14 protein-coding genes and 2 pseudogenes are annotated in these 13072 nt (G+C 37.0%); 8 read left to right on the forward strand and 8 right to left on the reverse strand.

Annotated features, from left to right (window positions below):
• Nucleotides 1-61: 61 nt before the first annotated feature.
• Nucleotides 62-415 (reverse strand): lysozyme inhibitor LprI family protein, encoded by a 354-nt coding sequence (locus HJG58_RS03040; protein WP_000735767.1) that lies wholly within the window; start codon nucleotides 413-415, stop codon nucleotides 62-64.
• Between the two features lie 111 nt (nucleotides 416-526).
• Between HJG58_RS03040 and HJG58_RS18965 the strand changes: the two are divergent.
• The 3 genes and pseudogenes from HJG58_RS18965 to HJG58_RS03050 form a co-directional block, all read left to right on the forward strand.
• Nucleotides 527-706: pseudogene (locus HJG58_RS18965) on the forward strand (hypothetical protein); the annotation flags it as partial.
• Between the two features lie 305 nt (nucleotides 707-1011).
• Nucleotides 1012-2445 carry a chymotrypsin family serine protease gene (locus tag HJG58_RS03045; RefSeq protein WP_170247880.1) on the forward strand — a complete coding sequence of 478 codons (1434 nt, stop codon included), beginning with the start codon at nucleotides 1012-1014 and terminating at the stop codon, nucleotides 2443-2445.
• Nucleotides 2432-2827 (forward strand): hypothetical protein, encoded by a 396-nt coding sequence (locus HJG58_RS03050; protein WP_170247881.1) that lies wholly within the window; start codon nucleotides 2432-2434, stop codon nucleotides 2825-2827. The genes HJG58_RS03045 and HJG58_RS03050 overlap by 14 nt, the downstream gene beginning before the upstream one ends.
• A gap of 355 nt (nucleotides 2828-3182) precedes the next feature.
• Here HJG58_RS03050 and HJG58_RS03055 read toward each other — a convergent pair whose 3' ends face one another.
• Nucleotides 3183-3818 carry a TetR/AcrR family transcriptional regulator gene (locus HJG58_RS03055; protein WP_170247882.1) on the reverse strand — a complete coding sequence of 212 codons (636 nt, stop codon included), beginning with the start codon at nucleotides 3816-3818 and terminating at the stop codon, nucleotides 3183-3185.
• 80 nt (nucleotides 3819-3898) lie between these two features.
• Between HJG58_RS03055 and HJG58_RS03060 the strand changes: the two genes are divergently transcribed.
• On the forward strand, nucleotides 3899-4771 hold the full coding sequence (locus tag HJG58_RS03060; RefSeq protein ID WP_170247883.1) for an aldo/keto reductase family oxidoreductase: 873 nt from the start codon (nucleotides 3899-3901) through the stop codon (nucleotides 4769-4771).
• 284 nt (nucleotides 4772-5055) lie between these two features.
• Here the strand turns inward: HJG58_RS03060 and HJG58_RS03065 are convergent, their stop codons facing one another.
• Complete coding sequence (locus tag HJG58_RS03065) at nucleotides 5056-5502, reverse strand: winged helix-turn-helix transcriptional regulator (RefSeq protein WP_170247884.1); 447 nt, start codon at nucleotides 5500-5502, stop codon at nucleotides 5056-5058.
• Nucleotides 5503-5613: 111 nt separating this feature from the next.
• Between HJG58_RS03065 and HJG58_RS03070 the strand changes: the two are divergent.
• Nucleotides 5614-6880, forward strand: a pseudogene (locus tag HJG58_RS03070) (MFS transporter).
• 132 nt (nucleotides 6881-7012) lie between these two features.
• Nucleotides 7013-7417, forward strand: coding sequence for a hypothetical protein (locus HJG58_RS03075; protein ID WP_170247886.1), 405 nt, complete (start codon nucleotides 7013-7015; stop codon nucleotides 7415-7417).
• Nucleotides 7418-7502: 85 nt separating this feature from the next.
• On the opposite strand, the gene HJG58_RS03080 is transcribed toward HJG58_RS03075, so the two are convergent.
• Complete coding sequence (locus HJG58_RS03080) at nucleotides 7503-8750, reverse strand: mechanosensitive ion channel family protein (protein WP_032003974.1); 1248 nt, start codon at nucleotides 8748-8750, stop codon at nucleotides 7503-7505.
• 241 nt (nucleotides 8751-8991) lie between these two features.
• Between HJG58_RS03080 and HJG58_RS03085 the strand changes: the two genes are divergently transcribed.
• The gene (locus HJG58_RS03085; RefSeq protein ID WP_170247887.1) at nucleotides 8992-9354 is read left to right on the forward strand and encodes a DUF3592 domain-containing protein; all 363 of its coding nucleotides are present in this window, start codon (nucleotides 8992-8994) and stop codon (nucleotides 9352-9354) included.
• 4 nt (nucleotides 9355-9358) lie between these two features.
• Here HJG58_RS03085 and HJG58_RS03090 read toward each other — a convergent pair whose 3' ends face one another.
• The 4 genes from HJG58_RS03090 to HJG58_RS03105 are packed head-to-tail and all read right to left on the reverse strand — an operon-like array spanning nucleotide 9359 to nucleotide 12369.
• Nucleotides 9359-10003: a glycosyltransferase family 2 protein gene (locus HJG58_RS03090; RefSeq protein ID WP_171545199.1), complete on the reverse strand. Its 645-nt coding sequence runs from the start codon at nucleotides 10001-10003 to the stop codon at nucleotides 9359-9361.
• Nucleotides 10000-10599: a class I SAM-dependent methyltransferase gene (locus HJG58_RS03095; protein ID WP_170247889.1), complete on the reverse strand. Its 600-nt coding sequence runs from the start codon at nucleotides 10597-10599 to the stop codon at nucleotides 10000-10002. Before HJG58_RS03095 ends, HJG58_RS03090 begins: the two co-directional genes overlap by 4 nt.
• Nucleotides 10574-11368: a PIG-L deacetylase family protein gene (locus HJG58_RS03100; protein ID WP_170247890.1), complete on the reverse strand. Its 795-nt coding sequence runs from the start codon at nucleotides 11366-11368 to the stop codon at nucleotides 10574-10576. Before HJG58_RS03100 ends, HJG58_RS03095 begins: the two co-directional genes overlap by 26 nt.
• The gene (locus HJG58_RS03105) at nucleotides 11356-12369 is read right to left on the reverse strand and encodes an acyl-CoA dehydrogenase family protein (RefSeq protein WP_170247891.1); all 1014 of its coding nucleotides are present in this window, start codon (nucleotides 12367-12369) and stop codon (nucleotides 11356-11358) included. The genes HJG58_RS03100 and HJG58_RS03105 overlap by 13 nt, the downstream gene beginning before the upstream one ends.
• A gap of 249 nt (nucleotides 12370-12618) precedes the next feature.
• Here HJG58_RS03105 and HJG58_RS03110 point away from each other — a divergent pair, with 249 nt between their 5' ends.
• Nucleotides 12619-12852 carry a DUF2171 domain-containing protein gene (locus HJG58_RS03110; protein ID WP_014206240.1) on the forward strand — a complete coding sequence of 78 codons (234 nt, stop codon included), beginning with the start codon at nucleotides 12619-12621 and terminating at the stop codon, nucleotides 12850-12852.
• The last annotated feature ends 220 nt before the right edge of the window (nucleotides 12853-13072 follow it).

Genomic DNA, 13072 nt, shown 5'->3' on the forward strand with positions numbered 1-13072 from the left:
ACCCGCTAAAAAGCAGGTTTAGAATTAAATATTTAAAACACCGTAATTTTTAAAACCTATTTTAAAGATCTAAACTTTTAAGCTCATTAAGACGTTCTTTAGTTTTATCAGCTTCACAACTTAAAATAATTAAATGTGAACCTGCTCCCATTGCTTGAGATCCATAATACCCCATCAAACCAGAACATTGCTTTGTACGATAATCAAGCCAAGCCTTTTGGGAATTTTCCAAACTGGCTTTCCCTTCACTATCCAAGTTTGAAGCTAATTTATTGTATATCTTATTCATTTTAGCTTTATCAGTTTTTAACTGTTTTTCAAAGCATTCAATATCAGAATAAACATTGCCAGTTTTACATTCTGCATGAGCAACCCCACAAAATAACACTAACAATGTAAGCATTAATTTCTTCATTTATATAATACCTTTCAAATTTCTAACTATTTGAATCATTAGGTTTTAATTATGACATGAAACAACTTTTATTCGTACCAGAGGTTTTAATTATTTAGCTACGTCATTTCAGTTACTGCAGCATGGTTAATTGATCGCTATAGCCTGTCTCGTAAATTGATTATTGATGAGCTTCGTCCATTCAATAAAGGGACTGATGGCAAGCATCTTTATGAACCGAATGAAGTTATTCCTATCCTTGAAAATTTAAACAGGCAAAGACAGCAACGTCAGTCGAGAAGGAAGAATTAATATAGGGCTTTACGCCCCTTTATTATTTCTTATAAAAATATATTCCACCAAAAAAACCAAGTTTAAATAAAATCACAAATTTAAAAACAATATTTTCATTAAAGTTATTCAATGTAAAAACCACTTATAAATTAATTTATTTACAATTTTACAATGATTTTATTTTCATATTTATATTAACCATTTAACATATAAATTCTTATATTTTATCAATTGGTAAAATATTTAGTTACACGCTTTTATATTTTATAAAAAAACTATATGTTAGGTTTTAGACTCATAATTGATTCCATTGTGAGATAAAAATGTCATCTAAATACAAGAAATTTAAATTAAAAACCCTTTCAACCACTTTATTTATTGCATTTACTTCGACCGGTGTATTTGCAGCAGATAGTAATTCAAATCAACAAAAACCTGTAATGAATGTCGCTGAGACATTAGCATTTGATGCGAAACACTATGCAGCATCTTATGGAGTTACATTAGACGAAGCTATGCGAAGATTACTTATTATGCATGGTACAGATAATCAGGTAGCAGGTTTAAGTGATAAATATAAAAATGTTATTTCTGGTCTATATTTTGATAATGGACCTGACTTCGGATTAAAAGTTAAAGTTGTTGGAAATAATAATTCTCAACAAGCTTTTAAATTAGAAAGAAAACCAGATACATCGATTAAGCTTTTAAAAAATAAAAATGTTCAAGAACGTATTCAAGTTAGAAAGCTGGCAAATTTAACTGAAACAGAAGTGGAATCAGCATATAGAGCTATTGAGCGCGGTGTAAGTGCCCCTATTACCCTTATACAAGAGGCTTCAAATACTAAGCAACAACGAGTAAATCATCTTAATAAATCATTTGCTGCTGTTAAAAAAGCGTACCCTACAGTTGAAATGATTTTGGATGATGAGCAAACAGGTAATGCACTAGTCTATGTGAAATCTCTAAAACAAATTGATAAACAAGCTCTCGAAAGACTGCTCAACGTCAAAGTAGACTTATCTGAAATTCCTACCGGTATTCTACCGACAAAATCACGTGGTGGATCTTGGTTAGTAACGAATACAGGTGGAAACTACTGTATGACTGGTTTTACTGCAAAAAGGGTCTCAACTGGTGAACTCGGTGTTATAACCGCAGGCCATTGTATAAAATCAACTACCCCTCTTAACTACAAGGATAAAGATGGAACTCAATATGCTATTTCACCTATAGCAGGTATGTATCGTAACGATACAACTATGGACCTAGCATTTATGAAGGCAGGTACAACTACCACTCAACAAGCTGTGCCAGAGTTTTATGCTGATGCAACATCACCAGCTCGGGCTTTAACAGGTAAACGAAATAGAACTAGTACTGTAGTAAAAAGCGGAACGGTTAAAGGATCTTATGTTTGTCATCTTGGACAAACTTCACCAACAAATCCAGCATTGATGCAAAGCTGTGGTGAAGTAATATCAATTACTGGTGCGAATCATCATCCAGGTGGAAACACTTATGTAGTTGTTACCAATACCCAAAGTGGAGCTGGCACTAATCATACATCTGGCTTAGGTACTTTGCGTTGTGTGCGTGGTGACAGTGGCGGCCCATGGTTTGCTTTAAATGTAGCATTTGGTATTCAGTCAGCATGCTCATGGAAAGATACTGGCGAAACAATCACAAATACAGTCATTTATACCAGCGTAGATTACTTGGCTGATATAGGAGCTCAACTTGTATATCAATAAAATATTATTAGCGGTTGCTTCGTTAGGACTACTTGCTGCATGTCAGCAGCAAGTACCCAGTAAGCAAGAAAATAAAGATCAACTTAACTCAGTAAAAATTCCTGTTTATCAATTCAATGGTATTTCTGCTTCTGCACGATTAAGAGGACCATTACAACTTAAGGATGAGTGTCTATATGTGAATGACATTTTAGTTGTATTTCCTGAACGATCTACAGAATGGAATAGCAAAAATCAGACTTTAACTTATAAAGGTAAAAAAATTGCCTTAGGTGAAGAATTGGACATAGCTGGTGGTTTTGGCCAGTTTGAACGAGATAGTAAGCGAGTTAAAAATGTAAGCCCTTTATGTGAGCATAAAAGTATTTGGTTTGCTGGATAAATTAGAGAGTTATTAAAAGTGCATTTCATAAATTGGAATGCACTTTTTCTTTTATACTGTAATTGTTAAACTAATTACTCTTCAAATCGCTTAATATCTCAGCTTTAATTGTAAAAAAATATTCGACACCACTTCGACCCCATTAAAATATAAACTATTGTTATTTAATAGTTATTATAACCTTGTCAAGGTTGGGATCGCGAGTTCGAGTCTCGTTTCCCGCTCCAAAATTTAAAAAACCACTTAATTCGAAAGAATTAGGTGGTTTTTTATTGGCTATGTGTAAATTTAGAGAAGTTTTACCACTCTTCCTTCCATACAAACGGAAGCTTTCATATTTGTAAGATTAAAATTTTTAATTCTTTGTATCTCCAACTTGTTGTAAATAGGCGACGACCATTAATTTTAAATGAGACTCTAATACCTGCTCCACTTTATCTGTTAACTGATTTTCAAGCACTCTTCTTATTAATCCCATAATTGCACCTAAAACGAACTCAGCGACGATCTGACTATCATCAAACTCAATATCCGAAGCACTCTCCAATAAATTTGAAACAGCAGCTAACATACGGTCATTCATTCGCTTTGAAAGATCCAATCCCCCTCTTTCTCCTGAAATAGCATATAGCGCTTTTGACTCCTCAGGATTACTTAATTTTGCCAAGATTATTTCATCGACTAAAGCTGATATTAGGGTCTGAATTGAAGTCTTTTCATGTTTCAAGCAAAGCTCTTCAATTTTTTCTGCAACGCTATCAAGATGACGTTGCAAAACTGCAGCTAATAAAGAATCTCGGTTTGGATAGTATTGGTAAATACTACCGACTGATACACCCGCTCTTTCAGCAATACGTGTAGTATTACATTTTACAATTCCTTCTTTGAGTAAAACCTGAATGGTTGCTTCATGAAGTACTTCTATTGTTGCTGTTGAACGCGCCTGAACTGGTGATTTTCGTGGCTTCAGAGCAGTTTTATTAATGGACATAAAATGCGAATTCTAAATGTGAAGGATTCTTCATAAAATTTATCTTTAACAATATTGAAAGTAAAGTCTTAGGAAAACTTATGTCCGATCTTATAAATCTTTCCGACACATACAAACTTGGAAATAAAATTGTAAATAGAATTGGCTATGGTGCAATGCAACTGGCAGGTCACCATGCATTTGGACCACCAAAAGATAAAAATACTGCAATAAATGTCCTAAAAACCGCTATCGAGTTAGGTATTAATCATATCGATACCAGCGATTTTTATGGCCCTCACATAACCAATCAAATCATTCGAGAGGCTCTATATCCTTATCGAGATGATCTTACCATTGTCACAAAAATTGGAGCAAAGCGAGGAGAAAATGCCTCTTGGCTACCAGCTTTTTCTGCAGAACAAATTGAAAAAGATGTACATGATAATTTGCGTAATTTGGGTCTACAAACTTTAGATGTTGTAAACTTTCGAGCAATGTTTAACCCCATTATGCCTTCCGAAGGTTCCATTGAGGAAATAGTTGTTGTACTGGCTAAATTAAAAGAACAAGGTTTAATTCAACATATTGGATTAAGCAATGTTACAGAAGCTCAAATTATTGAAGCTGAAAAAATCACAGATATTGCTTGTGTACAAAACCAATATAATTTATTTAATCGTCAAGATGATGTATTAATTGATCAACTGGCTAAGAAAGGAATTTGTTATGTACCCTTTTTTCCGCTAGGTGGTTTTACACCTTTTCAATCAGATACATTATCTGCTATAGCAAATGATCTTGGTGCAACTCCGAAACAAATCGCATTAGCATGGCTACTAAAACGATCACCTAATATCTTATTAATTCCTGGTACATCATCGGTAGCTCATTTGGAAGAAAATATTGGTGCTTCCAAATTGATATTGTCAGATGAAGTCTACAATTTACTAAGCTCTTTAAATAATAGCTAATTGTTTGGCTGGAAGTAAGTTCCAGCCTATGCCAAAATTCCAAAATTTAAACCACTTAATTTGAAAAGAATTAGGTGGTTTTTAGTTATTAGTATTCAAACTCTATGTTAAAACCTTTTATTAACGTTAAGACACTACTACCTTCTTTATTGACTCAATTTCATATATACTGGCCTTAGTATGAGATGAGCCTTATATAGTTAATTGCTAGATCAATGAATGACTAAACCCTTAGCTTTCGAGCAAGGGCTTTTTTACATCCAAAATAAAGTATTAACAATATTTCATTTAATTTTCTGTACTTTAGTATCTGAACTTCTCAGCACTGTTCCATCCGCCGCGACTGGTGCCATAAATGGAATTTGCTGACCTGTATTTTTATCAATTAACAGAGAATGGTGCTCACCACTTTCAAATAGGTTCTGCTCTCCCCATTGTCGTAAAGCCACAATCACTGGGAACAAACTCTGCCCTTTAGCGGTCAATACATATTCTTGATAAGCCGTGCCATCTGAAGCATCTTGTAGTTCAAGAACACCTGCATCGACTAATTTTTTTAGACGATCAGAAAGAATATTACGTGCTACTCCTAAGCTGCGCTGAAAATCTCCAAAACGGCGCATTCCATCAAAAGCATCACGCACAATAAGCAGTGACCAACGATCTCCTATGAGATTGACACAGCGCGCAACAGGACAAGGTTCATCTTTTATCAGTGTAGAGTTCGCCATTGAGTTTCCTAACCAATTATCAGTAACAAGTCATCTAGTTGCATTTTAAAACCAGTCGATCTAACATTCAACTAGTTGCATTTTAAAACTAGATTGAATGGATTTAGGCCCATGAAAGCTTCTCTTGCATCTTCAACTTCATCCTCCGAAAGTGATAAACCGCTTTCAAACATGCCTCGTGGCGTAATTTTGCTGTTTGCTATAGCAAGTGGTGCAAGCGTAGCAAATGTCTATTATGCACAGCCCTTGCTCGACATATTGGCGAGTGACTTTAATGTGAGTCATGTCGCCATTGGTGGTGTGGTGACAGCCACTCAAATAGGTTGTGCGCTAGCCTTAATCTTTTTAGTGCCGTTGGGTGATTTGGTAAATCGGCGTCGGTTAATGGCCCTACAGTTATTGGCTTTGATATCTGCATTGCTCGTGGTTGGCTTTGCCCATTCTACGATTATTCTTTTGGTAGGAATGCTTGCGGTGGGTTTCCTCGGCACAGCCATGACACAAGGGCTTATTGCCTATGCTGCAAGTGCTGCGGCCCCACATGAGCAAGGACATGTAGTAGGTACCGCACAAAGTGGTGTGTTCATTGGTTTACTGCTTGCCCGTGTATTTTCAGGAGGCATTAGTGATATAGCGGGTTGGCGCGGCGTATACTTTTGCGCAGCCATCATCATGCTCATAATTGCTTTGCCCCTTTGGAAACGACTTCCTCATTTAAATATTCAACCCAGTGCCATTCACTACCCTCAACTTCTGGCTTCTATGTTGAAACTGCTACGCCAAGAAAAAGTGCTCCAAGTGCGCGGTGTGTTAGCTTTACTCATGTTTGCAGCATTTAATATTTTCTGGAGTGCATTGGTACTACCGTTAAGTGCCCCGCCTTATAACTTTTCTCATACTGTAATTGGGTCTTTTGGGCTCGTTGGGGTGATTGGTGCTTTGGCTGCTGCGCGTACCGGTTACTGGGCAGACCGTGGATATGCTCAGCGTACAAGCTTGGCTGCACTTTTAATATTATTAATTGCATGGGCTCCACTTTCACTCATGTCCTATTCGCTTTGGGCACTCGTGATTGGCATCGTATTGCTAGACTTAGGTGGACAAGCCCTACATGTCACCAACCAGAGTATGATTTTTCGTACTCGCCCAGAAGCGCATAGTCGGCTTGTTGGTCTATACATGCTCTTTTATGCGGTAGGTAGTGGACTAGGCGCAATTAGTACAACAGCGACTTATGCTTATGCTGGATGGTTTGGCGTGTGTGCACTCGGCGCAGGTGTTAGCCTTCTGGCATTATTATTTTGGCGAATGACACGGCATATTACGTCTTAAAGAGCATATGAAAAAAGATAACAATATACAAATACATAAATTATAATAACCAAAAATTTCATCCCCCATAAATAAACTCATTTGGACTTCAACTTTGAAGTTCGAGCGGTAATGGGATGAAATCTTCTTTAACAATCTAAAGATTGATATGTAACTTTAGTCAATTACTATCAAATATATGAAAACCCCTATAGGAACAAAATTGGGTATCTATAATAAAGTGATTTACACCATGGTATTTGCCCTTGTTGCAGGATGTCATCAACAAGAAGCAGACGATGGTCCCGATGCTGTAAAACTCCCAGTCTATCAGTTTAATGGCGTTTCTGGTTCAGCACGCTTAAAAGGAAATTTAGAGTTAAAGCAAGGATGTCTTTATGTGAAGGATATACTCATTGTCTTCCCTGAACATACTGCTCAATGGGATGATGAAAAAAGCACTTTAAGTTATAAAGGTCAGCAGATCGGCTTAGGCAATAGATTAGATATTACTGGAAGTATTGGTGATTTTGAGCAAGACAATCTACGTATTAGGCATTTGAGTCCCATGTGTGATCATCAGAATATTTGGTTTGCCGGCTAATCTTTTGTGAAGAGTATGAGTAAAAAAGCCCCCGTCTGGGAGCTTTTTCAAATTCGTTTAACTGCTGTTATTTATAGCTTAAAACTTAACTGGGGTGAATTTCTGCCGTTAATCTTTGCAAATCATGACCCGAAGGTGCTTGGTAAACACGTAAACCAAATTCGGGAAGAATCGCAATTAAATGGTCAAAAATATCTGACTGAATTGCTTCATAAGAAACCCACGCAATCGTGTTGGTAAATGCATAAATCTCCAGTGGCAACCCTTGACTGGTCGGCTGTAACTGACGAACAATAATGGTTTGATTTTGAGCAATACCCTTGTGCTGACGCAAGTAAAACTCTACATAGGCTCTAAATGTACCAATATTGGTTAGACGGCGCTTGTTGTAACGAGATTGATTGCTTAAATGCTTATTGAATTCTTCAATCTCAGAGTTCTTTGCATTTAAGTATTGATCTAGCAATAAAAAGTCTTTGAGCTTTTGTTGCTCTTCATCACTCATGAAATGAACGCTACTTTGGTCGATGAAAAGTGAGCGCTTCATTCGACGGCAACCTGAATTACTCATGCCTCGCCAGTTTTTAAAAGTATCGGTCACGAGCTTATTGGTTGGAATGGTGGTATAGGTTTTATCAAAGTTTTGAACAGTCACGGTATGCAGTGAAATATCAATTACATCGCCATCTGCATTGAGTGATGGCATTTCAATCCAGTCGCCAATACGTACCATGTCGTAAGAGGCAATTTGTACACTCGCCACCAAAGACAAAATGGTGTTTTGGAAAACCAGCATTAATACCGCTGCCATTGCACCAAAACCTGCAAGTAAAGTGAATACATCCTTTTTAAGGAATGTTCCCAAAATCATGAGGCCACACACAACAAATAAAATGAGTTTAACCAGCTGTAAGTAACCTTTAATCGGCTTATTTCTAGATTTCGGATTACGCTGATAAATAAGGTTAAAGATATTTAATAGTTCGCTGATCGTAAGCGCGAGTGTAAGAAAAATGAATGCTTGCGCGCCCATCTCCACAAAAGCAATAAACTTCGGAGATAGATGAGGAACCGTTGCAATACCGTTCATAATCACAACGGCAGGAACAATATTTGCAAATTTCTTTATAACGCTATGCTGAGCAAAAATAGATTGATTCGGAGATTTGAGTTTTGTGACTAAATGACGAACGCCCCGAACAATAATGCGTTTAGCAATAAAATTTGCTATTGCTGCAAATAAAATCAAAATAGTGAGTGAAACAAACATCTCTAGCCAAGGATATTGGCTTAACTCACCCCGAATATCACGGAAAAAATTTAAAAAATCCAAACCTATACACCTTAAAACTTTCTTTTCTAGAATTTTAGGGGTTAAGGACATTTATAATAAGGTTTGTTTACATATGTTGTCATAAATACAACAACTAAGTTATATACCCACTCAAATTTAAATCGAATTGCTTAATTTCACCCCCTTGCCTATTTATGTTTAAGATTGATTCTAGAAAGTAGATCGAAGCTATCAGCTCCTTTAGAATAATGTGCTAAACGAAGGCTTCTGGTTGTATTGAGTGAAATTTTCTGACTTTTTAACTTTTATTGGAGTGGTCTGGTTCAGCTTATTATTTATCTATATTGCTTGGACATTTTTTCTTAAAAGTCAGGTTCGAAGATTTTTGATTTATAAACGAGGAAAGATGACTTCTGCCGAGGTCGTATATTTTCAAGACTCATTAGCTAAGGTGCAATATCGCCCTTTATGTTATATCAAATTAAAATTCCAAACTGAGCAAGGCCAAATCATTACTGAAAATCTAAAGGTGCTTATTGCTAAGCAAGATCAACATAAATATAAAGTCGGTAGCATTATTAATATTAAATATGATCCTAAAAATTTAAAGAATATTTCGATATTGGGCGAAGTGATGATTTAGGTCATTAGAGATTATTTAAAAAAGACGACAAACCTTGAGGTGCGCGTCCATTTAAACGACTACTTGTAGTTACTCGAACCAGATTGCTCCAAGTAATATTGCAACAATGATTGATCAATTTTTTGATTAGAGATACATCCTCATGACATGAAATAGGCTCAAAGCCACCAACCAAAAGATAGACCTCTGCACTAAAACTTAAATTTGCCCCATGAATATGCGCGTGATCCATCTGATCTTTATAGTGCGCTAAATATTTCTGCTGTTTCGTTATAGAGAGATGACTAAAATCATCTAGCGTCACAGTGCCGCAAATTGCATCTGTAGGTTGATGCTGGATTTGATAGCGCAGCCAATCTGGACTCACCACGGTATCTGCATCAGTACATGCAATCCAAGTGACGCCACACCTGATTAAATGACGGATTCCTAAATCCCTCGCTTGCCCTACACATGCATAGTTGCATTCAATCCAATTGATTTGATGGCTTTGTACAATCAACCGCGACTGATCTGTACAGTTATCGAGTACAACAAGCACTTCTACCTCATAACCAGAAATATTATCTATGGCGACCTGAATAGATTGCAAACAGGCAGATAGATAGTGCTCTTCGTTATGTGCTGGAATGACGATACCTATTTTCATCTTAGTTTTTCCTGCTGTGCTAAAGAGGAAGTGTTCGCCGTCCACAGATCAATCATAAAGTCTGGGTCGTTTAAGCTGAGGTAATGATGAAATGGGAAATGTTGCTGAAAAGCTTGATGAACTTGTTCAGCGTTTAACTCAAAATCTTGAATTTCATGACGCCAGTGACAACACAGAATCTCGCCATCATCATTTAAACTATGCTTTAACTTTTCAATAAACTGATGTAATTCATCCTTGGATAAGTAATAGGCCATCTCACTAATTAAAATCAGATCAAATTTTTGAATTGAGTAGTCTTCGGGTATTTTCCTGTTCTCAACCACAACATGCTCAAACTCTTGTAGCCGCTCGGAAGCTAAATGAACAGCACGCTCAGAGACATCTATACACACTAACTCATCAGCTCTTTGCGCCAAATGAAAACTTAAATGTCCATTTGAACAGCCCACTTCTAGCACCTTTGGATAGCGGGGTTTTGTCAGCAGCGCGAGACAAATTTGTCTTTTACGGGCTTCATACCAGTGAGCGTCATAGCCCCATGGATCACTGTTATGACGATATAAATCTTCAAAGTACACGCGAGAATGAATCACTCAAATAAACCTCATGAGGTATTAAAAGACGTTTAATCGCACTTGGAGAGAGAACCGCAGCATTACCCGTGGTTTCATCTGCTTCAAGTTGGGTTTTAAACTGCAAAATTGCTTGACGTTTTTTAGTTAGCTGTTCTTCGGTTAAGCGGTAGGCTTTTGCTCGGTGCCAATCAATTCGTGGGTCTAAAGGCTCTGCCCAATGCCAAGCCCAAATTAATACGTGTAAACAGAGTAGTTGCTTAGCGGTTGCATAGGCTTGTACGGTTTTACCCACGGCTTCATGGTCTGGGTGACCATCAAATTCATAGCTACAAATTAGAATATCGTCGGCTTGAACTAACTTGTCTAAACTCTGCCACAGTTGTTCGGTTTGCAAATGGATCTGGCCATCTAACAAATTAAGCTCTATATGCTCGGTTGACTTTGCTACCCCTAGACAATTTAAGGCTGCCAAGCTTTCTTGCGGGCGAAGAATATTAAGCTGATCTGGAGGATATTTTGTAGATTTAGGATGACTTTGGGTACCGTTACTTACCGCTAAAACCAAAATCTTGCAGTTCAGTGCAACAAGCTGCTGCATTAATCCGCCACAGCCAAGCACTTCATCATCCGGATGTGGCGCAACAATTACCACTCTTTTTGAGCGAAATAGCTCAAGATCTAAAGCTGCTAACGGTTGTTCTTTAAATGCCTTTAACCATTGCTCTTTGGCCGTACCCTCACCAAAAATAACGCGGTCTTCAACCAAAGGATGTTTTAAAGTTCCCATAGGCTTTGCTCCGATACACAGAGTTCTGCAATTTGTTCATAATCAAACGCGGCATGACTTTGCCGTATAAACACAGGCAAATCAGCCATGAGCTGAGCAAATGTGGCATCTTCACAAAAAGGACGAGCGCCTAAGGCTTTACCTACTCTTTCAATAACACTCAAACAGCATTGTTCTGTTTGGGCACGCAATATTCGAATTTCCCGCTCATGACTTAGCATTGGTTTCTGGTCTATCAGCTTGGCCACATATTGAAAATACTGTTTGGTGATATCTAGCTGCTGAGCGACTTCTCCTAAATACAATTTTTTATAAAGATTCGGATTTGCCTGACAGCTTTCTTGTAAAAAACCGGCTAGACTTACGGCGGCACCGTACCAGCAGGCCGCAACACCTGCTGCACCATGCCAAAAACCTGGGCGTTTTAAATAACTGTTTGGCTGACCAACCATCTGAACAGGCGTATTCTCGAAACGAACTTGTGCAGTCTGTGTTGCGTGCATGCCTACAGCATGCCAGTGGCTTAAATCGGTCGTAATGGATGGATGACTTAAGTCAACAATACAAAGCTGCGCCTGCCCTTGCTGATCTTTATAACTCATTAAAGCTTTTTGAATAAATTCCGCACCAGAGCACCAAAGCTTGATGCCATTACAAAGACTATCTTCCACTTGTAATGGCGCTGGTCCACCGTCTGCTGCCCAAACAGCCCAAGTCTGGTCATCTATTTGTTGTTGATAACCCAATTCACTCAAAATGCTTAGAGCATCGCAATGAGACTCAAAAAGCTTAGCTAAACTTAAGTCGACTCCAGCAATCTGCGCAAAAAGTTGCCAACGTTGATAGGTTTGGCCAGAAGCTGGGTGAGGCAAATTGTGAGTTAAACTTACCAATTGATTGAGCAAATCTATACGAAGCTTACTTTTATCTTCAGCTAAGGCAGCTTCAAATTCACTCAATATACTTAATATCGTCATATTTATAGGTATTTTAATATTCATTGCAAATAATTATTTATAAGACTTGATTTAACCATATCTAAATACTTCTGTTTAAATAAACATATAAATTGTAATAAAAAGATAAATATTATTAGTTTTATATCTAATTATTTCATTGTTATTCAAATACACCCATTAAGTGAACTTATAAACCGATCATGTAAGGTTTATTAAAAACTCAACATTTAGTTCATTATTTAAAGTAATTTAGTTGTTACCGTTTTTCTATTTCTACAGAAGAGGTCTAAAATGAACACTTTAAATATTAATGATATTAAAAAACACGCAGATGTTATTGCTTCTTGTGGCACTAAAGTAGGAACAGTCGATCATCTTGAAGGTGAAAACCAGTTAAAACTCACCCGAGATGAAAGTGGTCAACATCACCTTATTCCTACAGGATGGATTGGGGAAGTAAAAGAAGACCAAGTCATTCTGAATAAAAATTCAGAGGAAGTTAAAGATCAGTGGCAAGCGATCTAGACTTCTAAATATAACTATAAAATAGTTAGCTTTTTTAAATAAGCTATTTTTTACTAATAAAATAAAATTAGTTTATTACTAAAATCTAAAACTAAGGCTCCTTTTTATAAAGGAGCCTTTTTTATTTATCTCATATTTAAAATAAATAAAACTTAACCTCGTTTTATTTCAAATTCACCTAGTCTTTAACGGAGCTGCTTTTATCTCTACAAACCTTTTT

This window comes from Acinetobacter geminorum (assembly GCF_013009345.1).
GTDB lineage: Bacteria > Pseudomonadota > Gammaproteobacteria > Pseudomonadales > Moraxellaceae > Acinetobacter > Acinetobacter geminorum.